20 protein-coding genes are annotated in these 25,962 nt (G+C 47.3%); 7 read left to right on the top strand and 13 right to left on the bottom strand.

The annotated features are described in order from the left end of the window. Positions 1-46: 46 nt before the first annotated feature. The 7 genes from RT269_RS11615 to RT269_RS11585 all read right to left on the bottom strand — a co-directional run bounded on the left by RT269_RS11615 (position 47) and on the right by RT269_RS11585 (position 7,592). Entirely contained in the window at positions 47-811 is a 765-nt protein-coding gene (locus tag RT269_RS11615) for a gamma-glutamyl-gamma-aminobutyrate hydrolase family protein (RefSeq protein WP_313182781.1), read from the bottom strand. A 33-nt stretch (positions 812-844) separates the two neighbouring features. Continuing rightward, positions 845-1,933: a M42 family metallopeptidase gene (locus RT269_RS11610; RefSeq protein ID WP_313182780.1), complete on the bottom strand. Its 1,089-nt coding sequence runs from the start codon at positions 1,931-1,933 to the stop codon at positions 845-847. A gap of 49 nt (positions 1,934-1,982) precedes the next feature. Continuing rightward, on the bottom strand, positions 1,983-2,996 hold the full coding sequence (locus tag RT269_RS11605) for an ABC transporter ATP-binding protein (protein ID WP_313182779.1): 1,014 nt from the start codon (positions 2,994-2,996) through the stop codon (positions 1,983-1,985). Next, positions 2,993-3,988, bottom strand: a complete 996-nt coding sequence (locus tag RT269_RS11600) for an ABC transporter ATP-binding protein (protein WP_313182777.1) — start codon at positions 3,986-3,988, stop codon at positions 2,993-2,995. Before RT269_RS11600 ends, RT269_RS11605 begins: the two co-directional genes overlap by 4 nt. 18 nt (positions 3,989-4,006) lie before the next feature. Then, the gene (locus RT269_RS11595) at positions 4,007-4,885 is read right to left on the bottom strand and encodes an ABC transporter permease subunit (protein WP_313182775.1); all 879 of its coding nucleotides are present in this window, start codon (positions 4,883-4,885) and stop codon (positions 4,007-4,009) included. Positions 4,886-4,900: 15 nt separating this feature from the next. Then, positions 4,901-5,821: an ABC transporter permease gene (locus RT269_RS11590; protein ID WP_313182773.1), complete on the bottom strand. Its 921-nt coding sequence runs from the start codon at positions 5,819-5,821 to the stop codon at positions 4,901-4,903. A gap of 91 nt (positions 5,822-5,912) precedes the next feature. Beyond that, positions 5,913-7,592, bottom strand: coding sequence for an ABC transporter substrate-binding protein (locus tag RT269_RS11585; protein WP_313182772.1), 1,680 nt, complete (start codon positions 7,590-7,592; stop codon positions 5,913-5,915). A gap of 232 nt (positions 7,593-7,824) precedes the next feature. On the opposite strand from RT269_RS11585, the gene RT269_RS11580 reads away from it, so the two are divergent. After that, positions 7,825-9,780 carry a sigma 54-interacting transcriptional regulator gene (locus RT269_RS11580; RefSeq protein ID WP_313182771.1) on the top strand — a complete coding sequence of 652 codons (1,956 nt, stop codon included), beginning with the start codon at positions 7,825-7,827 and terminating at the stop codon, positions 9,778-9,780. A 24-nt stretch (positions 9,781-9,804) separates the two neighbouring features. On the opposite strand, the gene RT269_RS11575 is transcribed toward RT269_RS11580, so the two are convergent. The 4 genes from RT269_RS11575 to RT269_RS11560 all read right to left on the bottom strand — a co-directional run bounded on the left by RT269_RS11575 (position 9,805) and on the right by RT269_RS11560 (position 14,771). Beyond that, positions 9,805-10,551: a GntR family transcriptional regulator gene (locus RT269_RS11575; protein ID WP_313182769.1), complete on the bottom strand. Its 747-nt coding sequence runs from the start codon at positions 10,549-10,551 to the stop codon at positions 9,805-9,807. A 12-nt stretch (positions 10,552-10,563) separates the two neighbouring features. Then, positions 10,564-11,211, bottom strand: a complete 648-nt coding sequence (locus tag RT269_RS11570; protein ID WP_313182767.1) for a hypothetical protein — start codon at positions 11,209-11,211, stop codon at positions 10,564-10,566. Between the two features lie 16 nt (positions 11,212-11,227). Continuing rightward, complete coding sequence (locus tag RT269_RS11565) at positions 11,228-13,357, bottom strand: hydantoinase/oxoprolinase family protein (RefSeq protein ID WP_313182766.1); 2,130 nt, start codon at positions 13,355-13,357, stop codon at positions 11,228-11,230. 70 nt (positions 13,358-13,427) lie between these two features. Further along, a complete protein-coding gene (locus RT269_RS11560) occupies positions 13,428-14,771 on the bottom strand; it encodes a citrate transporter (protein WP_313182765.1) in 1,344 nt (447 codons plus the stop codon). 486 nt (positions 14,772-15,257) lie between these two features. Between RT269_RS11560 and RT269_RS11555 the strand changes: the two genes are divergently transcribed. The 5 genes from RT269_RS11555 to RT269_RS11535 all read left to right on the top strand — a co-directional run bounded on the left by RT269_RS11555 (position 15,258) and on the right by RT269_RS11535 (position 20,524). Next, entirely contained in the window at positions 15,258-15,878 is a 621-nt protein-coding gene (locus RT269_RS11555; RefSeq protein WP_313182764.1) for a TetR/AcrR family transcriptional regulator, read from the top strand. Between the two features lie 9 nt (positions 15,879-15,887). Continuing rightward, entirely contained in the window at positions 15,888-17,402 is a 1,515-nt protein-coding gene (locus RT269_RS11550; protein WP_313182762.1) for an ABC transporter ATP-binding protein, read from the top strand. 3 nt (positions 17,403-17,405) lie between these two features. Beyond that, entirely contained in the window at positions 17,406-18,467 is a 1,062-nt protein-coding gene (locus RT269_RS11545) for an ABC transporter permease (RefSeq protein ID WP_313182761.1), read from the top strand. Then, positions 18,467-19,408 carry an ABC transporter permease gene (locus RT269_RS11540; RefSeq protein ID WP_313182759.1) on the top strand — a complete coding sequence of 314 codons (942 nt, stop codon included), beginning with the start codon at positions 18,467-18,469 and terminating at the stop codon, positions 19,406-19,408. The genes RT269_RS11545 and RT269_RS11540 overlap by 1 nt, the downstream gene beginning before the upstream one ends. Before the next feature lie 66 nt (positions 19,409-19,474). Further along, positions 19,475-20,524, top strand: a complete 1,050-nt coding sequence (locus RT269_RS11535) for a BMP family protein (protein WP_313182757.1) — start codon at positions 19,475-19,477, stop codon at positions 20,522-20,524. A gap of 62 nt (positions 20,525-20,586) precedes the next feature. Here RT269_RS11535 and RT269_RS11530 read toward each other — a convergent pair whose 3' ends face one another. Further along, complete coding sequence (locus RT269_RS11530) at positions 20,587-22,689, bottom strand: elongation factor G (protein WP_313182755.1); 2,103 nt, start codon at positions 22,687-22,689, stop codon at positions 20,587-20,589. A 267-nt stretch (positions 22,690-22,956) separates the two neighbouring features. On the opposite strand from RT269_RS11530, the gene RT269_RS11525 reads away from it, so the two are divergent. Continuing rightward, a complete protein-coding gene (locus tag RT269_RS11525) occupies positions 22,957-25,044 on the top strand; it encodes a sodium-translocating pyrophosphatase (RefSeq protein ID WP_313182753.1) in 2,088 nt (695 codons plus the stop codon). Positions 25,045-25,172: 128 nt separating this feature from the next. Here the strand turns inward: RT269_RS11525 and RT269_RS11520 are convergent. After that, the coding region (locus RT269_RS11520) for a BadF/BadG/BcrA/BcrD ATPase family protein (protein WP_313182752.1) at positions 25,173-25,962 on the bottom strand (790 nt) is incomplete at its 5' end.

Below are 25,962 nucleotides of genomic sequence, written 5' to 3'. Positions count from 1 at the left end.
TCCTGCCAGTAGGTATCAGTTTATCACAAATCAGAAAAAAGCGCAATTATTCCGGGTCTGGCATCCTGCCGGAATAAAGCGCCTTCATCCTGACACAATGCTCATTAAAAAAAGAAAACAACTGGTTCATAGCAGGAGCAGAATCAATTAAATTCTCCGGATGCCATTGGATCCCCATAATAAGCCCCTCCTCGTCCTCCAAAGCCTCTATCACTCCGTCGGCCGCATAAGCGGAAGCCTTAAGTCCCCGTCCCAGCTTTTTCACTGCCTGATGGTGCATGGAATTGGTTTCCAGCTTTCCTGCCCCCAGTGCAGAGGCAAGCCTTGTTTCTCCTAAAACCTCCACGCGATGGGTCAGATAGCTTCTTTTCCGTTTCTGCATATGCTGCAGGCTTTCTTTCTCCCGTAAGGAGATATCCTGATATAGGCTTCCTCCCATGAGAACATTTAAGAACTGATGCCCTTTGCATATCCCCAGCATGGGGATTCTCCGGGTGATGGCATACTGCCCCGCACGAAAAAGCGCTTCGTCGATCTCCGGCCGGATTTCCCCAAGTACCGGAAGGGGTTCCTCCTCATAATACCATGGTTGAAGATCCTCGCCGCCGGGAAACAGCAGGCCGTCGCAAAATGCCATCGCCTCTTCCGGCCCGTTAAGAATCGGGGAGGCCGGTATGACAACCGGAATACCTCCGTTTCTGAGTACCGCTTCCACGTAGGCAGTGTTGGCATAAACCCGTTCTATGCTGTTGAACATTCCCACTTCTGTCATAAATGTATTGCCCATAATACCGATCACAGGTTTTTTCACATCATCACCTCTTTTATCATTTTTCGCTGAGACTTACAGCAAATCCTGGCGGCAGATATGGCGGATCAGCGGTATATCCAGTCCCCTGATCACCTGGGCTGCCAGCTCAGACGCTGCCTCTAAATCTTCTGCTGCACAGAAATTATAGTGGGTGTGAATATATCTGGAAGGAACGCCCAGTACCAGGACGGGTACCGCCTTTCCTGTCAGGCTGATTTTTCCCGCATTGGTGCTTCCGCCCCTGCGGACTGCCTCCTGGTACTTGATCCCCAGACTTTTTGCTGTTTCTATGGCATATTCTATAAATACAGGATTGGAGATATAGCTCTTATCCATATGCCGGATCTGGACACCGCCCTTCATCTTCCCCTGGGTAAGACCTATATCGAAAAAGAAGTCATCGGATGGGGATCCTTCAAAAACAATGGCAAGGTCCGGCTTTACGACCTGGCTTGTTACGGTGGCTCCTCTCATCCCCACTTCCTCCTGGGCTGCAAAGGCTCCTGCCACATTGACCGAAAGCTCATTCCTGCCTCCGTAAAGCTTATTCATGGTTTCAATGATACAGGCGCACCCTGCCCGGTTGTCAAAGGCCTTCCCAAAACAGATGCCGTGTTCCTCATCGTATTCAAAGGATACATCGGGGATCATGGGATCTCCCACGGATATGCCGAAATCCTCTTCGGCCTCTTTTCGGCTGCCTGCTCCTACGTCCACATAGATGCTTTCTATATCAAGGGCCTGGGAATTACGCTCCCTGTCATTCATAAAATGCACGGGTTTTGAGGTAATAATGCCTTTCACAAGCTTTCCGGCTCTTGTCCTGACCAGCACGGAATGAGCCGGAATATTGGTGAGATGGAACCCTCCCAGCATCAGGATCCCCAGACAGCCGTTACTATGGATGCACTGTACCATAAAACCACATTCATCCAGATGTGCATCCAGCAAAATGACAGGTTTTCCAGCCGCAATACCGGGCATACGGGCATATAAGTTATTCATTGCATCGTTTTCCACCTGATACTTCCCCAGATAGCCTGCTGCCGTCCGTATTACATCCTCTTCAAAACCGCTTGGTCCAAAGGCATCTGACAATCTGCCAAACATTTCAATATCCATAATCTCTTTCTCCTCTTATTCGTCAATCGGATATCCGCAATCCGCGATCCTACTTGATAAGGTTAAAATTCTGTTGTTTTTCCTTGTTTATCTTATCGTCATACAAATGGCAGTATACATAATGGTCTTCATCTGCCTGATACCGCTCCGGCGCCGTGATACAGCAGCATTCCATACACTTCGGACACCGGGTGTGGAACTTGCAGCCGGCAGGAGGATTTAAAGCAGACGGTATGCTCCCTTCCAGAATCATCCGCTTCCGTTTTACCTCCGGATCCGGGACCGGAACTGCTGACAAAAGCGCCTGGGTATAGGGATGGAGTGGATTTTTATAAAGCTTCTCTTTTAAGCCCACTTCCACAAAATTCCCAAGGTACATGACTCCCACCCGGTCACTGATATGTTCCACCACACTTAAGTCATGGGCTACAAAAATATAGGTAAGGGAAAATTCTTTTTTAAGCTGGTTTAATAAGTTTAATACCTGAGCCTGAATGGAAACGTCCAGGGCCGATACGGGTTCATCCGCGATTACAAGCCTGGGTTCTACCGCCAGAGCCCTTGCGATGCCGATTCGCTGGCGCTGTCCTCCGGAAAACTCATGAGGGTACCGGTTGGCATGATAATCATCCAGTCCCACCTTCCGCAAAAGCTCAAGGACCTTATCCTTCCGTTCTTCTTTGGTCTTTGTGAGTCCATGAATGATCAGGGGTTCCGCAATGATATCAAACACCGACATTCTGGGATTTAAGGAAGCATAAGGGTCCTGGAACACCATCTGGACCTTTTTGCGCACCGGACGCATCTGTCTGCCGTTATAGGCGGAGATGTCCTCACCGTCAAGGAGTAATCTTCCGGAGGTAGGCTCTTCCAGCTTACAGATTCCTCTCCCCAGTGTGGATTTTCCGCATCCGGACTCTCCGACTATGCCGAATACCTCACCTGTTTTTACATCGAAGGAAACTCCGTCTACCGCCTTTACATACTCCGTTTTCCCAAGCCTGCGGCCGGAAACGGGATAATAAATCTTCATATCCTTAACACTTAACAGGTTTTCTGTCATTTGCCCTCACCGCCTTTCCCTTCACATAGCCAGCATCTGCTCACATGACCGTTCCCCATATGGAAAAAATCCGGCTCCTCTTTCCGGCACTTATCAAAAGCCCGGGAACATCTGGGAGCAAACTTGCAGCCCTCCGGCATGTGCCTGGGACTTGGGACATTGCCGGGAATGGATTCCAGCTCATCAACAGGAACCCCAAGCTTTGGTATGGAGGCCAGCAGACCTCTGGTATACGGATGGGATGGTGCGGCAAAAATGGACTTAACATCGCCTTTTTCCACTACACGCCCGCAGTACATGACCGCCACTTCATCGCAGGTTTCCGCCACAACCCCCAGATCGTGGGTGATGAACAGGATGGAAGTCCCTGTTTCTTTTTTCAAGTTGTTCATCAGATCAAGGATCTGGGCCTGAATGGTCACATCGAGGGCCGTGGTAGGCTCATCTGCAATAAGCACCTGGGGCTTGCATACCAGAGCAATGGCGATCATAACCCTCTGGCGCTGCCCCCCGGAAAGCTGGAAGGGATATTCCTTCATCATCCGCTCCACTCTTGGAACGCCGGTCATCCGCAGCATATCCTCTGCCTTCTTATAGGCTTCCTGCTTTGAAACAGCTTCGTGCTGGAGCACACACTCCGTCAGCTGTCTCCCGATTTTCATGACCGGATTGAGGCTTGTCATGGGCTCCTGGAAGATCATGGATATCCTGCCTCCTCTTAATTTCCGCTTTTCTTCTTCTCCGATCCGCACCACATCCTTGCCGTCGAGAAGGATTTCCCCCTGGGCAACCCTGCCTCTGGTCCCCATTAAAAGGCTCATGACAGACAGAGCGGTTACGCTTTTTCCGCTTCCGGATTCCCCGACGATTCCCAGAGTGGAGCCCTCCTTTAACTTAATATCCACTCCATCCACGGATTTAATGATTCCTCCGTCCGTATAGAAATAGGTATGGAGATTTTTAATTTCAAGTATGTTTTTCTTTGTTTCCATATAGTCAGCATATCCTCCTTAATCCGTAAGTTTGGGGTCAAGCGCATCACGCAGGCCGTCACCAAGAATATTAAAGCTCAGTACGGTAAGAAAGATGGCAAGGCCGGGAAAGAGAGTGGTATGGGCACTGGTCATCATATAGGTTCTCCCATTGGACAGAAGAAGGCCCCATTCAGGTGTAGGCGGCTGGGCTCCCATGCCCAGAAAGCTTAAGCTGGAGGCCGTCAGAATGGAGGAACCGATGGACATGGTATACTGTACGATAATGTCCGGCACCGCACCCGGCAGGATATGCTTAAACAGAATCCTGGCGTCCGTTGCCCCTAAGTTCCTGGCCGCATGTACAAACACCGTATTCTTAAGGGAAAGGGTCCTTCCTCTTACAAGCCTTGCAAACGTAGGGGTAGAGAATACCGCCACAGCAATGACCACATTATACAGGCCGCTGCCAAGGATCGCTACGATGGCAATGGCCAGGATGATACCCGGAAATGCAAACAGAGTATCGCAGACCCTCATGATCACGGAATCAATCATGCCTCCGTAATAACCGCCCATGAGGCCAAGGATGGTGCCGCATACCGCTCCCGCCGTAACTGCAAGCAGCCCTATGGAAAGTGAGATCCTGGTTCCGCAGAGAATCCTGGAAAACAAATCCCTCCCGAATTCATCGGTACCGAAAAAATGGGCCGCTCCGGGTCCCTTAAGTATGGAAGAATAATCATATTCATTGATACCATAAGGCGCCAGTGCCGGTCCAAGCAGGGCAAGAACTACCAGGAACAGTACAAACACCAGTGCCGCCACCGCATTTTTCTGTTTCTTAAACTTTCGCACCATCTCGGATACAGGAGTTTTGATATCTGCTCTTTCATTTATTTCTATTTTCTCAGCCATACGTTGTAACCTCCCTTAACCAAGCTTGATTTCCGGGTTGAGGACCGCATAAAGGATGTCTACAACCAGGTTGATGATAATAAACTGCAGAGAAAAAATAAGGATCAGGGATTGAATGGCAGGATAATCCCGGTAATTGACGGATTCAATAAGAAGAGATCCCAGACCAGGATAAGCGAATACCGCTTCCGTAACCACGGAGCCTCCAAGGAGATAACCGAACTGGAGCCCTACTACCGTAACCACTGATATCATGGAATTCCGAAACGCATGTCTCCAGGTTACAGCCTTCTCTTTAAGCCCTTTTGCTCTGGCTGTCCGGATATAATCCTCTTTTAAAACCTCTATAATTGAAGATCTTGTGAACCTTGCGATCACTGCCGCTATGCTGATGCCCAATGTGATGGAGGGCAGAACCAGATTTTTAAAGCTGCCGGCTCCTGTGGTGGGAAACCAGCGGAGCTTTACGGAAAATATCATGATCAGGAGAAATCCCACCCAGAATGCAGGCAGGGAAATTCCGGAAACCGCAACGGTCATACCTGTATAATCCTGCCATTTACCCCTGTTTTTACCGGACCATACGCCAAAAAGCACTCCGGCAAGGGTACTCCAGACAAGGCTTGTGGCAGTAAGGGCAAGGGTATTCCTATATCTGGTCCCGATTTCAACCGCAACCGGACGTTTGGTCCGCAGGGAATTACCCAGATCCCCTTTTAAGAGTCCTCCGATATAGCGGATATACTGAACTGCCATGGGCCGGTCCAGACCAAGCTGCACCCTGACTGCCTCCACATCCTGCTGCGTTGCCTGTTCTCCCGCCACCAGCCTGGCAGGATCACCGGGAATCAGCCTTACAAAGAAAAAAACAAAGGTTATTACAATAATCAGCGTGGGGATCGTTCCCAGCACACGCCGGAAGGTATATTTCAGCATCCTCTTTCATCTCCTTTGGTTCTATGGGGTAATACGGCAAAGGTGCCCTGGTAACAGGACACCCCCGCCGCATCAATGATACCGCACCAAATCACTTGGACATTTTAGCATTCTTCATGTTAATGGCACCATCCGGATAAATCTTTACATCCGACACCTTACTGCCGGTCACCCATGTATTGTAATCCAACGAAACACATACCATGGGCACATCCTTCCATATAATATCCTGGGCTTTCGCATAAGCCTCCTTACGGACCGAATCATCCGCACTTTCAAGACCTGCCTTTATGTACTCTTCCAATTCGTCATTTTCATAATAACACATGTTATAACTCATAGGCGGTTCTGATTCCTTGGCAAGCAAAGGTCTGATCCCCCAATCCGCATCACCTGTGGAAGGAGACCAGCCGGATAAATAGCACTCCACCTCTACCTCAGAACCCGGGCCGGTAGCTCCCTGTATCTTTTCATTGACGATAGCACTTTCCATTCCGTTTAATTCCAGATTAATGCCGACCTCGGCAAGCTGCTGCTTGTAGAACTCTGCCTTTTTCTGATTGGCGGAAGTATTCTGATACATGAGACTGGTTGTAAATCCATCCGCATATCCGGCCTCTGCCAAAAGCTCTTTCGCTTTTACCGGGTCATAGGCAAGGGGATCATTTCCTTTATAGTACTGTACTGCCGGACCAATGATAGACGTTGCAGGCGTTCCCAATCCGTTCATAACGACGGAAACATAAGCATCCTTATTGATGGCATAGCTTACTGCCTGGCGTACCCTTACATCATTAAACGGAGCCTTCTGGTTGTTCATCATGAAATACCATACCACAATGCCTTCGCCCTGATATACTGACACATTGGAATCTGTCTTTAATGCCTCAACGCTTTCCGTGGGAGCCGGCCATATAATCTGGGCATCCCCGGACTGGATCATAGCCACACGGGTGGCATCCTCTCCCACGGGTTTAAAGGTTATGGATTTAAAGCCGGCATCTTTATCAGCCAAAGCAGTTCCTCCGCAGATATCTGCGTCGTAGCCCCACCAGTCCTTATTTAGTTCCAATGTCAAATGATCGCCTGCCACCCATTCCACATATTTATACTGTCCCGTACCTACCGGAGCCTGGGCGCATACCTCCGGACCTGCTTCGATCTGCCTGGGACTCATGATAACACAGGCCGGATGAGCAAGGTTATTGATAAATGCGCCGAAAGGTGAGGTTAAAGTAACCTTAATGGTATAGTCATCAATCTTATCCACATGATCCAATGTATTGCTTAAGAATGTGGTACGCTTTAATCCAAGAGTCTTATCTCCCCACTTGGTAAAGTTTGCGATGGCTGCATCCGCATCCCAGGGAGTCCCGTCCGTAAAAGAAATGCCCTCTCTTAGGGTGATGGTAAACTCCGTGGCATCCTCATTGGCTTCATAGCCAGTGGCAAGCATAGGGTAAATTTTCATATCATCATCAAAGCCGAACAACCCATCCATAATCATACGCTGGATACCGCCGGAAAGGGTATCGCTGGTGTCCATAGGGTCCATGGTAGTAAAATCAACTCTAACCGCCGCCGTGATATCCGTATCCTGAGAAACCGATTCCCCCTCTGCTGCGGCCGCAGCAGTTGTTTCTGCGGTTCCTGGCGGGCTTTCTGTTCCTGCGCTCTGCTTCGTACCTGACGAAGAGCCGCAGGCTGTAAGTACCATCATCGATACTACCAGGGCCGCAGCCGTCAACAGCTTCCATCTTCTTTTCTTCATCGCATTTCCTCCTCATTTTCTGACATATACAAAAAAGCAAGGTAAGCTACTGTTCCTTAAGCTTCCTTGCTTTTTCATCATTTTATATGTTACATTTATGAGTTGTCAAATAAATATCAGGCTTTTTCATCGCTGACACTTTAGAAATTAAGATTATAAATCATTTAGGTTGTTTAAGACGGACTTTATTGATACAATATACCCAATAATCTCAATAGGAGGCCGGAACACCATGGAAAAATCACCTAGATACCACGCTTTGATCGTATGTATAAGTGCTGCCATACGTCTGGAATTTCAATCCTATCTTCATTCCATATTAGGCAGATATATCTCTTTTGACACCATTGACCTATACCAGGTCCATACACCCTCCCAGATCACAGGCTACCAGTGCATCTTATTCTCCAGCGACCGCGTGCAAGATGAATTCCCCCTTCCGGTCTCTGCCGGTGTGGCCCAGTTTGTCTGCACCCGCACATTCAACCATGCCTTTCTGGATCAGATCATCCGCATCCCTCCGGGAGAAAGGGTCTATCTGGTCAACGATACCTACGAATCCATTCCCATCCTTATCCAGCAGTTTCGGGATGCCGGAATCACCCAGTACCAGTTTATCCCCTATTATCCGGGCTGCGGTGAGTCTGATGAAACCATACAATACGCTGTGACTGTGGGGGAACCCCAGCTTGTGCCTGCTCATATAAAAAATGTCATTAACATTGGGAACCGTATCATAGACATTTCAACCATCAACGAATTGTGTGTCTGCTTCCATCTGCCGGCCAGCCTTTCCAACCAGATCACTCAGGGCTACATCAACCGCATCCTGCAAATCACCAAGCTGACCGAAACCTATTACAGCAATTACATTTTTTCCCACCAGCTTCTGCAGGCAGTCATTCAAAACCTGCCCGCAGGAATCTGCTTAATGTCCTCAGAGGGTGAGATCACCATGCTGAACCGGCAGTTTTCCCTGGATCTTGATACACCGGAAGCAAACGCCTGCGGAAAATCCCTTTCCGCCCTGCTTCCTGACGTTTATTCCGGCCTTCCGTTCTGCCAGAGCACAGATTACCAGTTGGAAAGCAAAAGCGGAAGCCCCTTGTCCATAAGCATCCTGGAGCTTTCGCTTCCCAATCACCCTCCTCTTTACCTGGTTACAAGCAAAAAAATACCCCTTACCCCGGAACAGGAAAAAGAGCTGCATGGCAGGCGGACGGACCATATGGAGGCCCGGCTGTTAAGCAATGGTTTTTCAAATATACTGACCAATCAGGTTTTAGTAAAAAACATGCTGGAATATGCCAGAAGACTGGCCCTCTATGACTTCCCTGTGCTGATCCAGGGAGAAAGCGGAACCCAGAAAAAGATGATCGCTGAAGCCATTCACCGGGCATCCAACCGAAGGCAGCAGCCCTTTGCAGTTCTTCCAGGTACAACCAGCCCCCAACTGGCCGGAATTCTCAGTTCCGCAGAGAAAGGCACCCTGCTCATAGACCGGGCAGAGTACCTTTCTCTGGAAATGCAGGATTTCCTCATCGAGGTCCTTCAGCACGGCAGTCAGGAAAGCGGAGGCTTTCAGTCCCCTCCTTCTTCCAACTTCCGAATAATAGCAACAGCCGGCCATGACCTTTATGAAGATGTCTTAAAGGGCACGTTCCGGGAAGAGCTGTTCTTCCTGCTGAACACGGCTTCCATCGATACTATCCCCTTGCGGGAACGCAGGAACGACATTCCTGTATTAATGGAACATTTCTTTCAAAACTTATTTCACGATTCCAACCTCCGCTTAAAGGATATCATTTCCCCCAGCCTGATGGAATTCTTATTAAGCTATGATTATCCCGGAAATGTTCAGGAGCTCCTAAACTTAACCCGTTTCTTTTTCACCAATTATGCGGCCCACCCCCTGATTCTCTCCCAGCTTCCCTCCTACATCAGAAAGAGGCTGAAAAAGCCCCTGGCAAGGCAGAGTGCCGTTAAAAATTCCATTCTCTCCCTGATTGCCGCTTCTCCCCGTATCGGCCGCTCCAGCATAAAGGAAGCGCTCGCAAGGCGGGGAAACGATTTAAGCGAGGGAAAGCTGCGTTCCATATTAAAGGAGCTTTCCGACGAAGGCCTCATTAAAATAAACCGCACCAGGGGCGGGTGTGAGATCACAGAGTTGGGGATGACCGTGCTTTAAATGCTATTTCAAACCGGATCCGGGCTATGCATGATATTTCAGTTTTGTATCCACCAGAAAGTCAATGCCCAGCTCATCCGGTTCTCTTCTTATTTCTTTATTTTCACGATCAAACAAGTCCGGATATTTGGATACCAGAGGCCGTTCCTTGCTGATCAGACGGTTCAGATGATGGTTTAAAACTCCATGAAGCTGTTCAGAATCCTTTGCAAGGATGGCATCCACCATTTCTCTATGCTGCTTTACAACCCCAGGTTCAATTCCGGAGTCCGCCATGGCAAGCATCTGGATTCTTCTGTAATGGCCGGAGTTTGCCGCCAGTATATCATTGCAGTATCCCTTGTTGGCTCCTTCATAAAAGATGGAATGAAAATACATATCCTCTGCCCGAAACGCCCGGATATCTTTTGTTTTTTCAAGCTGCTCCTGTCTGTCCAAAGACATTTCCAATGCGGTGATCGCCTTTAAATTACATACCGCCATAAATTCCAGCATCACATTTTCTTCCACGCAAATCCTCAGAAACCGCTCATTGCGCACCTTATCATAATCAATCTTAGATATCATGGTTCCGCGCTGGGGAAGAAATGTAATGAGTCCCTCCTTGGAAAGGCTGATTAATGCATCCCTGACCGGAGTTCTTCCAACCTCATAGGACTCGCTGATGTCCTTGATGCTGAATATCATTCCAGGGCGCAGCTTCAAATCCAGTATATCGGATCTCAATACATCATAAATGGTATCTTCCTGGTTATTTTCTATGACGCCCATGAATGCCTCCTGTTAATAACTTAATACTTCCCTGTACATCTTCAGGGCTTCGTTTGAATTATAATTATAATACAAAAGAATATCAAGAGCAAATGGTGAATAAAGAAATCCATTTATTTTCTTGGAAAAATACATGCCGGCAATCTCAGATAACGCCCTGACGGTTGATTTACTCTTGTAGCCGAACAGTTTCCACAGAATCACTTTTTCCCTTCTGGTATAGATTCCTTCCTCCTCTTCCTCAAGGAAATGAAAAATCTCATGTCCCAGGATCAGCCTTTCAATCTGTTCCATGGTCAACAGGCCTTCAAACAGGCCATTTTTCGCCGCCAGCTCTATGGGTTCCTTCATGATCTGTATCTGGTCAGGAGGGGTAAAAAGAGCAAATAACACACTGTCTGCTATCTGCCCACTGTCCGCGTACTCCACGTTTAGTTTTAATTTTTCCGCCAGTTCCCAGGGATCCCAGGTTCCCAGACTGCTCATAACCTGATCTGCCATTTCATATCCGCAGCAGATCGCCTGTTCAATCATCCTCTTTTTTTCCGATTCGCTGACTTTGTCACGCAGGATGTCCCTGGAGAATGCATACATTCCCCAGGACAGATCATCCACCTGCGCAAGGCTTTCTGCCATTTCCCGCAATATCATCTCCGACATATCCGTCTCCATACAATTAATTCTGTTTTACATTGGCTCCAACAATCATAATTTCATCCTCTGGCTCCAAAGATGATACCTCCAGATCGATCAAAAGTTCCAGCTGTTCAAAATCCTGTGCAGCAAAATCCGTGACCCGGGCACCCATACAAATGTAAAAATCCGGCCTTATAATCAGGTCCGTCTGGTAAACAGCCATATCATCCCAAAGCTGTTTTAACGCTTCCAGATAATCTGCCGCTTTGACCTTCCGGCACATACCTCTTCCTCTCTGCACCTTAATAAAACCCTTTTTATCAACGATACGTATGGCACCGGGAGAGTCGTCCTCCACCTTTTCCCCGTAAATATAGAAGTAATCCGAACTTGCCAGCAGCTTTGTTTCCTCATCTATAATCCGCATATCCTGGGCAGCCAGATGTCTGGCTTCCGTTTCATCGCATTCCTTTAAAAGATCCGCTGTTTTAACCTCTGTGGATCCGGTCGCAATCGCCGTTACCTTGGAGGTCTGAGAATCAATCTCAATGTGGATTTCTACTGATTCCGCGGTTGCTCCGGACTCAATGGCCTTGTTTAATGCCTCATTCTTAATGGCACGGATATCTTCCTTAGATGGAGTAGGTATAATGCGTTCCACCACATCCCGCACCATGGAAAGAGCAACACCAATGGAAGAAATGACTTCTGCATTTTCCGGTATGGAATACTTAACGCCCATCTTTTCACTAAAATAGATAATCAGGGAAGCAGCTCCTCCGCCTACGCCGACCAGGGAGATCTGATCCTTTTCCAGCTTATATTTCTCCGCCAGTTCCAGTATGACCGGTTCAATCTTTGCATAGGCCTTTTCCATGATCTGCTTTGCAATATCTTCCACCGTGGTTCCGCAGTAATCAGCTAAGGCCGCCATGGCCTTTCTGGCAGCTTCCACATTTCCGTAAGAAAAATGCTCCGGCTTTACCAGTCCCAGCACATTGGCTGCGCAGGAATTGGTAAGCGTAACCGCAGAACCGTCCTCCAGCCGGATCCTGACATAATCGGCAGGATCACCGGGCTTGGGTGAAAAGAACTCCACCTTTGGTCCTTTGATCTTAGCCGGATCCATAAACACGGAATAATCCAGTCCTGCAATATGAGCAGAACGGGGACCTACATCCAGAACCCCCTGCTTATTCGCCCGTACCATAGACCCACCGGCTACGCCCAGAACCCGTACATCAAGAGAAGAGATATAAGTAGGATGTCCGCCGACAATGGAGTAATCAATGGCAGGACGCCCGTTTTTAATGACGCCGATGTTGGTGGTGGTTCCTCCCACCTCAAAATAAACGCCGTTGGATGCACGAAGATACATGAGTGAACCCATCACGGAGGCAGCAGGCCCTGACAGCATGGTCAGAACGGGACGCTTCTTCATTTCTGAGATTTCCATTACCCCGCCGTCGCCTCTCATAATCATCAGCGGCACATACACCCCCGCCTCTCTTACGGAGTCCTCTGTAGAATTGGCAGTATCCAGCATCTTGGGAAGGATGGAGGCATTGATGGCAGCGGTTCTTGTCCGTCTGGTAAGCCCGTAAAGCTTGGTAATATCGGAGGCCATGGTAGTGGGGATGCCTCTTTCGCTGGCCGCCTCGTAGACCTCCTGCTCCGGCCCTCCGTCGTCTACCCCAAAAGCCATGGAAGAAACAAATACCTCTGCTCCTGCTTTCTGCATCTCTCCAATGGTTTTTTCCACTACGGACTTATCCATTTTTTTAATATTCAGAAAATCATTGATAATTTTGATTTTCTTATGATTTCCCAGATCAATATCCGCAAGTCTTGCCTGCTTTTTTGCAAGGATTCCTTCCAGGCCGCCCTTTGCCATGCCGATAACGCCCACTGCAGCCACATCCCCCTCGATCAGCGCATTGGTAGCCTGTGTTGTAGAGTGAGCGACGAATACTACATCTTCCGGGCTGATATGATTTTCGCGCAGACAATTTTGGAAGGATTTCACCACTCCTGCCGCAACGCCTCTGGGATCGTCATGGGTTGTCTTCACTGAGGACTTTCCAATAATTTCATGGGTGGCATTATCAATGGCAACCGCCTTTGTATGAGTGCCTCCCACATCGATGCCCATTCTTACTGATCTTCCCATTATGACCATTCCTTTCTAAAGAGGGAACTGGCAGTATTCCCTGCCAGTTCCGTATTTATTTCATATTATATTACATTAAACCACCGTAAAGGACAAAGGCAAGAATACAGCAGATAAAGCCGACGATCCATCCTGTAGGTATGGACATCTTCATATAATCTTTTGTCGAAACCTTTGTATAGCCAAAGCCCCAGGCTACCCAGGACTGGGTAATGTCCAGATGCTGCGGTGCAATGGTCGTGATAGCAAACAGAGGATATAAGAATGCAACGGGTGCGTCCGGAAGTGCGGCAATGACAACCGCCAGAATCGCAGTTCCGCATCCAACAAGGTTCAAAGGACCTCTAAAGAAGCCCAGAGGAGTCAGGATTGCAAAAATAAGAGCAAGGACCAAAGCGCTCCTCGGAACAAAACCTCCCAGAATCGCAGTAAAATACGGTGCGGCATATGCAGCAGCGTTGTTGAACATGGACAGGGTAAGCAAAAAGCCGATCATAGGAGCAACATCAATGGAACCATCGGTAAACAGCTTAGCAAAAAGCCGGCAGATATCAGAATAGGTTCCTTTCAGCTTTCCAGTGGTTATAAGTGCATAAATACCGGCAAGGCAGAATCCAAGGATGATCGGGATCTGAAAAACCACAACACCCAGAACCGGAAGAATTACGGAAATCCAGGAAATGGCCGGAGCATTATCGCTTACGGTAAAAGATTTTGCCGCCCAGGCATGAGCCGCCTTTTTGCTCATGAAAATGTTGGCTACGATCAGCACCACCACCAGCGCGACTACCATACAGATAACGCCCATCTGGAAATAATCATTGTAAGTATAGTTTTCCGCAGCAGGGTTAAAGCCTGCATAAATCGTCTGATACTGTTTGAAGTTTACAATATTGCCAAAGATACCGGCCATAATGGAACCCATAAAGCTGAACATGGCAACAGGTGCCGGCACGCCCAGCGACAGCATGATCGGAAGCACGATAACCGCAATGGAGATTACAGGACCAATCCCTGTCATGGACATAAAGATAATTGCCGTAACGATACATAACAATCCCATGGTGATCCTCGGTTTGTCTCCTCCCAGCTCAACCACCTTACGGATAAGTGTTGATGCAATTCCCGTTTCTACCAGAACTCTGCCGAAGAATGCTCCGAAGAATACGTTGACCAGGATAGATTTTGCATATCCGGCCGGACCATCCGCATAAACGTAGGTCAGTACATCAATAAATGACTTGCCTTCCATAGCGGAATTGGGTGAAATGGAATTTCCCACCAACGCAAGCGCTGTCCAGAAAGTTGCCATGACTGCAAATCCCACCATGAGGTTCAGCCCTTTTACACAATACCATACCATGCCCAGGAAAGACAGAATCATGATAATGCCGATGAAAACATTGACGTTCATATGAACCCTCCTTTAAAAAATAAAGTTTATAGAAACCTGCAGAAAGCCACTTAAGCTTTCCGCCACCCCTTAAGCGGCAGCGAACCACCGTTCATACTAATATATTAGTACTAAAATATTAGATTGTATACGGGGATAATCCCAGTTTTTTTGGAATATTTTTAGTTATTATTTACAAAATATTATGATTTAATCTTCATTAATTCTGCATTTTAACAACGTCGAAAGTATGATAATGATGTCGAATTTCTCACTAATATATTAGTCCCCTATTCTCTCATACCGCATTTTTCTTATTGCACAAATCTTTTAAAAAATATTTTTTTCCTTACTATTTTTCCAATTTAACTTAGTTTCAAATGGATTTGTTTCATATTATTTATCCTTAACTTTATTTTAGCATTTATTCCTTTTTATCGTTGACACCCAAAAATCATTTCCGTATAATGCAAGAAATTGTTCACCTGACCAAATGGAGGAATGCTTATGAAAACAAATAATCAGGAATCAAAAGGACGCCGGGGACCTTCCACCGAAGAGCGGATACTGGATGCCGCGCTTGATATCATTCAGGAAAAAACCATAGGCGGACTCAGAATGAGACAGATCGCAGAAAAAGCTGATGTGTTTCAATCCAATATCCAATACTACTTCATCAGTAAAAAGGATCTTCTCCTTGCCGTCCAGAAAAAAGTCTTAAACCACTACCGTGAAATCCGTCAGCATTCCATCAGCCTTCTAAAAGCCGAATCCCGGTTATCTCTCGAAGATCACTTAGGCGTTTTCATAAATCAAAAGATATATACCATTCGAAGAGAAAAGAAGTATGATATTGCAGAGCTGGATTTCTGGAACCAGTCACGTCTGGAACCGGATATGCACCGGGAATTCTGCCGTTCCTACGAAAGCTGGCGCCAGGAAATCCGTGATATGATCGGAAATTTTGCGCCGGAAATGCCTCTCCTAAAACAGAATCTGCTTTCAGGCATTGCAATCTCCCTGCTGGAAGGGGCTACGGTTCAGTTTCTGGCAGATAAGCAGGCATTTGACCTGGATTTGTATTTTGCATACTGCAAGGAAATCCTGATAAAGGAAATAAAAGGATAGGAGGATTCCATGAAAGAATTGCTGAAAATGGAACATATCACAAAGCGTTTTGGTGAAGTATATGCAAATCGCAACATCAATCTCTCAGTACAGGAAGGAGAGGTACATACCCTGTTAGGCGAAAACGGGGCCGGAAAAAGCACTCTGATGAATATTCTCATCGGCCTATACCAGCCTACCGGCGGGGAAATCTATCTGCACGGAGAGAAGGTAAAAATCGATTCTCCCAAGGCCGCCGTCCGGTTGGGAATTGGTATGGTACATCAGCATTTCATGCTGGTCGAAGCCATGACTGTCTTTGAGAATATTATTTTAGGCAGCAAAAAGGATTCTTCTATATTTATTGATAAGGAGCAGCTGAAAAAGGATATTCTTGAACTGGCCCAAAAATATGGTTTGGATGTGGAGCTTGATAAAACTGTTACAGAAATTTCCGTCGGAGCCCAGCAAAGAGTTGAAATTCTAAAAGCCCTATACCGCGGGGCGGAAATTCTCATCCTGGACGAGCCTACGGCCGCACTCACTGACATTGAGGCGGAAGGCCTCTTTGCCATCATCCGAAAGCTGACAGGAGAAAACAAATCTGTTATCTTTATTTCCCATAAAATGCGTGAAGTACTTGCCATCAGTAACCGTATCACCATACTCCGGGCAGGAGAAACAGTTACCACTCTGGACAAGGATAAAACGGACGGTATTCAGCTGGCTAATTTAATGATCGGGCGGGAAATGGTTCCAAGCCACTACCGGAAGGTCACAGCCCCTGGGGCCGGGGTACTGAACTTAGCGCATGTGGATTACCAGAAGCTTCACAAGCACAGCGGTTTAAATGACGTCAGCCTTACCGTAAAAAAGGGGGAGGTTCTGGGCATTGCCGGAGTCGATGGGAACGGCCAATCCCAGCTTGCTCAGCTGGCTGCAGGAATCATCTCACCGGATGCCGGTACTGTAACGTTAAAAGCAGACCGGGTTTCTAAATTTGCTCCGAACGGATTTATCCTTTCCCATGTTTCCCACGTACCGGAAGACCGGAACAAAATGGGACTGGTCGGCAATATGACAGTACGGGAAAACCTGGTATTAAAGTCCACGGAAGAAAAGCGTTTCTCCTATGGCCGCGGCGCACTGTTAAAAAGTAAATCCATCACAGCATTCGCTCTTTCCATGCAGAAAAAGAATGACATTCGCTGTGCTTCCATTGAACAGGAGGTCCGAAATCTCTCAGGCGGAAACCAGCAGAAAATCATTCTGGCAAGAGAGCTGGAAAATGATCCGGAGCTTCTGATAGCGGTCCATCCCACCAGAGGACTGGATATCGGGGCTGCCAGATATGTTCACGATACCATGATCGCTGCCAGAGACAAAGGCTGCGGCATCCTTTTAATCAGCGCGGACTTTGATGAGATCTTAAATCTCTCCGACCGGATTATTGTTATGTTTGAAGGCCGGGTCATGGGTATTTATGCCGGGGACAACCCGCCCATCGAAGAAATCTCACTGGCTATGGCCGGAAGGGGGAACTAGGACATGAAACAAAAAGATAACCTGATGAAAGTCATCGTGCCGGTCATTTCCATTCTGTTCGCGTTTGTCATTGGAGGCATCATCATACTATGTCTAGGAAAGAATCCACTCCAGGCATACGGTTACTTATTTTCCGGTGCTTTTGGAAGCAGCAGAAAAGTCGCTCAGACACTGGTCATCGCCTGTCCGCTGATCTTCACAGGTCTGACCGCTGCCATCTCTTATAAATGCGGTGTTTTTAATCTTGGAGGAGAGGGACAGTTTATGATAGGTGCCATCGCAAGCATCTTCTTTGTCACTAAATCCGGTATGGAAGGAATGCCAGGTATTCTTTTGAGCCTGCTCATCGGTACAGCAAGCGGTGCCATATGGGGGACGATTCCCGGAATCTTAAAAATCACCCGGGGACTAAATGAAATGATCGTCAGCATCATGCTGAACTATGTGGCAGTTCTGTTTATGGGTTATGTTTACACCACTTTGCTAAGGGACGGAAGCGTTCCTCAGACCTATGCCATTCCGGACAGCACGAAAATCGGCGTTATTTCCAAAAGCTTTCCCGTACACTGGGGAATCGGAATTGCACTTTTCCTGGCTTTTGCAGGCTATTACTTCCTTTTTCACACCTCCAAAGGCTTTAAGCTGCGGGCAGTGGGCTTAAATGCAACCGCCTCATTTTTTAACGGCTTTCCGGTAAACCGGTATATCCTCTTTTCCTTTATCATCTCCGGAGCGACAGCCGGCCTGGGGGGCAGTGTAGAACTTCACGGTAAGCAGCTCCGCCTGATGGACGGCTTTGGTCAGGGTTATGGCTTTGATGGTGTGGCAATTGCGCTCATCGCTCAGTTAAACCCCATTGGAACAGCAATCGTTGCATTTATCTTTGCTGTCCTGAGAAAGGGGGCAAGCACTCTGCAGACTGGAATGCAGGTGCCTACCGCAGTCGTCGACATTATTCAGGCACTTGTCATTATATTTGCTGTCGCTGGTACCGCTCTGCTTAAACTGCCGTCTATCAAACAATACTTTAGCAGACACCCCGTAAAAAAGGAGGGAAACAACTAATGGAAGCTTTTTTCAATTGGAATTTTTTTGTGGAACTGCTTTTATCCACGGTCCGTATGGCAACCCCTATCCTTTTTGTAGCTCTTGCGGAAACCTATTCCGAACGGGCAGGCATGGTCAATATAGGTCTGGATGGCATAATGTCATTTGGCGCCTTAATAGGCTTCCTCGCCGGCTTTCGTACCGGAAGTCCTATGACAGGAATTGCAGCCGGCGCTTTATCCGGAATCGCCATCAATATGATCTATGCCTTTTGCACCATTAAACTCTGCGCTCCCCAGATTGTATACGGCATGGCCCTCAATATCTTTGCTCCGGCTCTGGCCTCCTTTATTTACCGCCTGTCATTTTCAGATACCTCCACACTGATCCAGGGGGTATCCATGAAAGCGATCCCTATCCCAGGGCTCAGCAAGATCCCGATTGCAGGGCCAGTCTTTTTCAACCATATTCCACTGGTATATTTTGCTTATCTTCTGGTCCCGGTCACTGCTGTTTTCTTAAACCAGACAAAAGCCGGACTGAATTTTAAGGCAGTCGGGGAATTTCCAAAGGCAGCCGAGACACTTGGAATCAATGTGATCCTTCAAAAATACATTGCCTGCATCATCTGTGGTGCCCTTGCCGGCATCGGCGGTGCATACTTAACCATTTGCTATACCAGCACCTATTCGGAAGGAATCGTTGCCGGGCGTGGCTTCATTGCTTTATCCGCTGTTATCTTCGGCCGTTGGATGCCTTCGGGTGTACTGCTTGCCTGCCTGCTCTTCGGCTTCTGCGATGCCCTGCAGATCCGCCTGCAGCTTTTAAGCCCCTCCACCCCTTACCAGATCTTACAGATGATCCCTTATTTGTGCACTCTGTTCGTCCTGGCATTCTTCGGAATAAAAAAGAGTGGTCCCAAAGCAAACGGGCAGCCTTACTACCGGGAAGAACGATAAAGATAATTACAGGATCTTTTCCTGAAGTTATATACTACTTCAAATACAAAAAAGGAGGATTTAATTATGAAAAGGACTATGAAAACTGCTTCTCTTCTTCTGGCCGCTGCCCTTACAGCCATAAGTTTGTCGGCATGCGGAGGTTCTGCCGCTCCAACTTCGGCCGAAACGGCTGCCGCAGGTACCACCGCCGCTGCTGAAACCACTGCTGCTACGGCTGAAAGTGAGAAAGCCAATGATTTTAAGGTGGCCATGATACTGGACTCCTCTGTTTCTGACGGAGGCTGGGGCGCAAGCTGTTACCAGGCAATGATTGGTGCCGCCGGGGAAAGCGGTTGGGAAACTGTGTATACCGACAATGTGGCTACTGCAGATTTTGCAACGGTCATGACAGATTATGCAGAACTTGGCTATAGCCTTATCTTTGCTCCGGGCAACCAGTATACCGATGCGGTAAAGCAGGTTGCAGAAGAATATCCCGAAATCAATTTTGCTTTGTTAAACGGGACGGTAGAAGCGGATAACATCACCTCTATACTTCCGGATGCAAAGCAGATCGGTTATATGGCAGGCGCACTGGCAGGACTTATGAGCAAAACAGGCAGCATCGGCTTCATCGGCGGTGTGGAACTGGACACGACTAAGGCAAAACTGGAATGCTTTGAAAAAGCTGCACAAAAGATAAATCCGGATATCAAGGTTTCCTCCGCTTACGCAGGTTCATTCAGCGACACGGCCAAAGGAAAGGAAATCGCTTCCTCTATGATTTCCACCTATGATGTAGACGTAATGTTTGGCGACGCATCTGCAGTCGATACCGGAGCCCGTGAAGCTCTTGCAGCTTCTGAAAACAGATACGATATCGGACAGCCTGGAGATTTAGGTTCTGCCGACAACAAGATCATCATATGTTCCGTAGTTACCGACAACGCTGCCTTGCTTAAGGCCTGCATGAATGATGTGGAATCTGGTTCCTACGGTAACAAAACCATCTATGGGGACTTAAGCAACGGCTGTCTTAACATCGGTACTTTCTCAAGCCTTGTACCGGAAGATATTCAGGCCCAGTATAAGGAAATCGCTGAGCAGATTAAGTCCGGAACCTTTATCCAGTAATAAGAAAAACCCATTGCAGGCGCATACAAGCAGGCGCTGCAATGGGTTTTCCTATGATTTATTTAAGCTTCTATCCTGTCAATCTTTGATGCTCTTTCTTCTACTTCTCTCTTCTGCACATCTCCCGGGGCCAGTTCATAGCGGCTGAATTCATATTCATAGGTTCCGATGCCTCCGGTCATGGAGCGCAGATCCGTATTATAGCCGAACAGCTCAGACATAGGCACATCCGCCTCAATGACCTGCTTCCCGCTATGGTTGGAATTCATTCCCAGAACGCGTCCTCTCCTTCGGTTTAAATCTCCCATAACATCTCCGGTAAATTTATCCGGTACCGTAACCTTAAGGAATGCGATCGGTTCAAGCAGAACCGGATTTGCCTCCATAAAGCCCTTTTTAAAGGCCATGGTTGCAGCCATCTTAAAGGCCAGCTCAGAAGAGTCAACCGGATGGTAAGAACCATCAGTCAGCGTAGCCTTTAATCCCACTACCGGATAAGCGGCAAGGGGTCCTTTTAAGACGCACTCGGCGATTCCCTTTTCAACTGCCGGAAAATAGTTTCTCGGCACAGCCCCGCCAAATACGCTTTCAGCAAATACATAAGGGGTTTCTAAATCCCCGGAAGGTTCAAAGGACATCTTTACATCGCCGTACTGTCCGTGTCCGCCGGACTGTTTCTTATACTTGCCCTGGACTTCCACTTTCTTACGAAGGGTTTCCCGGAAAGCAAATTTCGGTTTACTCAGTTCAATGTCAACCTTATAGCGGTTTAATAGCTTGCTTACAACCACCTCCAGTTGCTGGTCGCCGATGGCATAAAGGAGAGACTGGCGGTTTTCCGTATCATTGACTGCCTTTAAGGTCCAATCCTCTTCCGTCAGCTTTGCCAGAGCGCTTGAAACCTTATCTTCGTCGCCCTTTGTCCTGGTCTTATAACGCATATACGTATATGGAGTGGATATCTCCGGTTTATGATAGACGATCGGTGCAGAGCGGAGAGCTATGGTATCACCGGTCTGTGTCACGTTAAGCTTTGACACTGCTCCGATGTCTCCTGCTTTTAATTCCGTAACTTCAATGGCCTCCTTGCCTCTTAACACATAAAGCTTTCCGACCTTTTCCTCTGTATCCTTATTCACGTTATAGATGGCGGAATCAGGCTTTAAGGTGCCGGTACAAATCTTTAACAGGGAATACTTTCCAATAAACGGGTCCACAATCGTCTTAAACACACGGGCTGACAGGGACACATGATCGTTATATTTCGCTGTAAAGCGCTCACCCGTGGAAATATCCACGCCGATGCACTCAAAATAGTCGGGGGACGGAAAATACTTATCTATAGCCTGAAGCACCATCTTGGCGCCCTGGGCGTTAATTCCGGAACCAAGCATGACCGGAACGATATTTCCTTTTATCACATGTTCCCGAAGGGCTGAAGAAATCTCATCAAGGGTAAACTCATCACCGGAGAAATAGCGTTCCATATATTCCTCGCTGGTTTCTGCTACGGCCTCCATAAGAGCTTCACGGGCAATTCCCAGGTTCTTCTGGCTATATTCAGGAATCTCACATTCTTCATAATCACTGTTGACGGTAAAACGCCGGCCTGCCATTTTTACAATATTAACAAAACCTACGAACTTTTCGTTTTCACGAATCGGGAGGTGGAACGGCGCAATCTTTCTTCCGAACTCTTTATCAAGCTTTAATAACAATTCACGGAAACTTGCATGGTCGTCATCCATATTTGTCACAAAGAAAAGTCTGGGAAGCTTGTACTTTTCGCAGAGTTCCCACGCCTTTAATGTTCCAACTTCAATACCTGCCTTACAATTCACAACTATTACTGCTGCATCCGCAACACTGATGGCCTCTTCAACTTCGCCAACAAAATCAAAATATCCGGGAGTATCAAGCAGGTTGATCTTGATGGGGCCATCCTCTCCTTTATACTCCAAAGGAATCAGGGTAGTAGAGATGGAGAACTGTCTCTTAATCTCTTCTTTGTCATAATCGCTGATGGTATTGCCATCGGTAACTTTTCCCATTCTGCTGATGGCTCCGGTAATCAACGCCATAGCCTCTGCCAGGGTGGTTTTACCGGCGCCCCCGTGCCCAAGTAAGGCGACGTTACGGATCTGTTTGGTTCCATACACGTTCATAAACATTCCTCCTGTTCGGTATTTAAGTCTATAACGATATTTTACTAAAAATGTCTTATAATTGCAAGCAAAAGGTGCAATTTGCACAAATATTTTTTATGCATATCCCAATTCAATAAAAGAAGTGGTTACTGTTATGAAAGATGTTAAAATTTTTATACAATCTTAACAACATTCATGTTGAAATATACAAAAATCGTGATAAAATATACAATGAAATAATAGCAAATTTTTTCAAACTGAAGAAAGTAGGAGGTTAATGGTGTTATGGGTAATTTAAGCTTATTTCTAATCATTTCCATTCTTGTTTCTATTTTTGCGTTTGCTTTTGCAGTGTGGTTGTACCGCTGGGTATCTGCACAGCCATCTTCAAATCAACGGGTGAAAGAGGTTGGGAGCTACATCAGACAGGGGGCAAATACATTTTTAAAAAAAGAATACATTGTTTTATCGAAGTTTTGTGCGGGAGCAGCGCTTCTGATTTTTCTGTTCCTTCCGGCTCCGATCTGGAGCGGAGGCACGGTTTTACATAACCTTACCATTGTTCTGGCATACCTATGCGGAACTGTTTTTTCTGCCATCGCAGGTAAAATAGGAATCCAGGTAGCTACCATAGCCAACATTAAGACGGCGGAAGCCGCTCAGAGAGGCGGCTTAAAGCCTTCTTTTCTCTCGGCATTCCGCGGCGGTGCAGTAATGGGAATGGCAGTCGTGGGAAGCTCACTTTTAGGAGTGACTCTTGTTATGATGATCAGCGGAGATTCCGTTGCACTATTGGGCTTTAGCTTTGGTGCCAGCTCCCTGGCATTATTTGCCAAGGCAGGCGGCGGTATTTTTACAAAGACTGCGGATATCAGTGCAGACCTTGTGGGGAAGGTAGAACTTGGGATCCCTGAGGATGATCCCAGAAATCCGGCGGTAATTGCCGATAATGTTGGAGATAATGTAGGAGATGTTGCCGGAATGGGCGCGGATCTTTTTGATTCCAACGTGGCTTCCACAGTATCCGCCCTGGTCATGGCTATCGCTCTGGGCAAAAAGATAGGAGTCGACTATGCAGCCATGGTATTCTGCTACGCTTCACTGGGACTTTTATCTTCGATCATAGGAGTTATGGCCGCCCGTATGGGAAAGAAGGGCGATCCTACCATGGCTCTTAATATGAGTACTTATCTTACCACGGGCATATTTGCCGTACTTACTGCCGGGGCGACAATCGTGTTTCAGTTTGACTGGCGTATCTGGGGAGCAACGGCTATAGGCTTATTTGTTGGTGTCATCATAGGAATTACCAGTGATTACTTTACAAATGATAATAAAAAGCCTGTACGTAATGTTGCAAAGGCCTCTGAGTCAGGACCTGCATTCACCATTCTTTCCGGTATTTCCTATGGCTTTTTAAGTGTACTGCCTGCTATGGTGGGAATCGGTATTTCTGCCATGATTTCCTATAATCTCTGCGCTTCCATCGCTCCTGAGGATCCTACTGCAGGAATGTTTGGAATTTCTATGGCCGCAGTTGGAATGCTTTCCATCGTCGGCATGATCATCTCCAATGATGCGTATGGTCCAATTGCCGATAATGCCAGAGGACTTGTGGAGATGGGAGATTTAGGAGATGAAGCACTTGAAATCACAGACTCGCTTGACAGCGCTGGAAATACAGTAAAGGCAGTAACAAAAGGATTTGCCATTGCGGCAGCTGGATTGACCATTATCTCCTTGCTAGGTGCATTTATGAGTGAGGTAAACGATGCAGCTGGTACTACAGTACTTACCGGATTCGATATTATCAACCCCACAGTATTTTTCGGAATGCTGGTGGGAGCTTCCGTTCCCGCTATTTTCTCTGCTATGCTAATGCTTGGAGTAGACCGTAATGCACAGAGAATGGTATCGGAAATCCACCGTCAGTTCAGGGAAATCAAGGGACTTAAGGAGGGCAAGCCGGGAGTGGTACCGGAATATGACAAATGCATTGATATTGCTACCAATGGTGCATTAAAGGAACTGATTCCTGCCGGGCTCATCAGCATTCTCGTGACCATTGTGGTCGGGTTTGTAGGCGGCGTTGAATCCGTAGGAGGATACCTTGCAGGAAACATTATAAGCGGTCTTTTGCTTGCCCTGTTTATGAGCAATTCCGGAGGGTTGTGGGATAATGCAAAGAAATACATTGAGGCCGGAGGAAATGGAGGAAAAGGAAGCGAAGCCCATAAGGCAGCTGTCGTAGGGGATACGGTTGGTGATCCCTTCAAGGATACGGCTGGCCCGTCCATCAATACACAGATAACCGTGGTTTCTCTGGTAGCTTCTTTGATGTCTTCCTTGTTTTTGGCATTTTCTCTGTTTTGATTGATAGCGGCAGGACTTAATAAGATCGTGGCAGGCTGCCGCGCACAGACTATAAAAAAATGGTGTCAGGACGCAAATCCTGGCACCGTTTTTTAAGATTCAGCTGATCCCGTCTCTTTCAATCCGTTTTATAAAATTCTTCTTTCCGTTTCCTGTGTTCTGGCGGCTTTAAGAGCCGTATCCAGCGCGTTCATCTTTGGTATCCCGATCTCAGTGCCCGGCAGTTCTGCCAGGACCTTCTCTTCCACCATACTCCGGATTATATCATTTTTAACCAGAACACTGCCCCAGAGCCAGAGGTTTCGCTTGTCCGCAGGACCCGTTCCAGCCATCTTTGCTTTCGTATCCCGAATAAGCCCCCACAAGGCATCCCCGCATTCCCGGTGAATGCGAACGGCTTCATGATCACCAAGGACCGCCGCCTGATATGCAAACAGGGATAATCTGGCGATCTCAGACTTTTCCATAAGATTGGCATTGATAAAATCATCTATTTTCTCCAGCGTATCAAGTCCTGTCTCCTTAATAATAAGAGGTGTGAGAACGGGACATTTGATTCGTCCGGACAGATCATCTCCTACTGCTTTTAAGGTTTTCAGCCCCATATCAAACCCGCTTCCCTCATCGCTAATGATGTGATTCCAGCCGCCGGTTCGATAGATACTTCCTTTTTTATCTCTCCCAAAGCATACCGAACCGGTCCCTGATATGACTACCAAAGCCGGATCCTCTGTCATGTGAAGGAAAACCTCGCAGTCATTTAGCACCAGCAGCCTTTCATGAGGAAATCCCATCTCCTCAAAGCTGGATCTGCAATCATGCTCATCTGACGGGGAATCGATCCCGCTGGCTGCAACACAGATGCCCAGACAGCAGTCCGGATCCAGATTTAGTTCTTTAAGAGCCGGGAGTACCAGA

This window comes from Lacrimispora sp. (genome assembly GCF_032078915.1).
Taxonomy (GTDB): Bacteria; Bacillota; Clostridia; order Lachnospirales; family Lachnospiraceae; genus Lacrimispora.
This window is presented reverse-complemented; position numbering and strand designations above follow the sequence as displayed.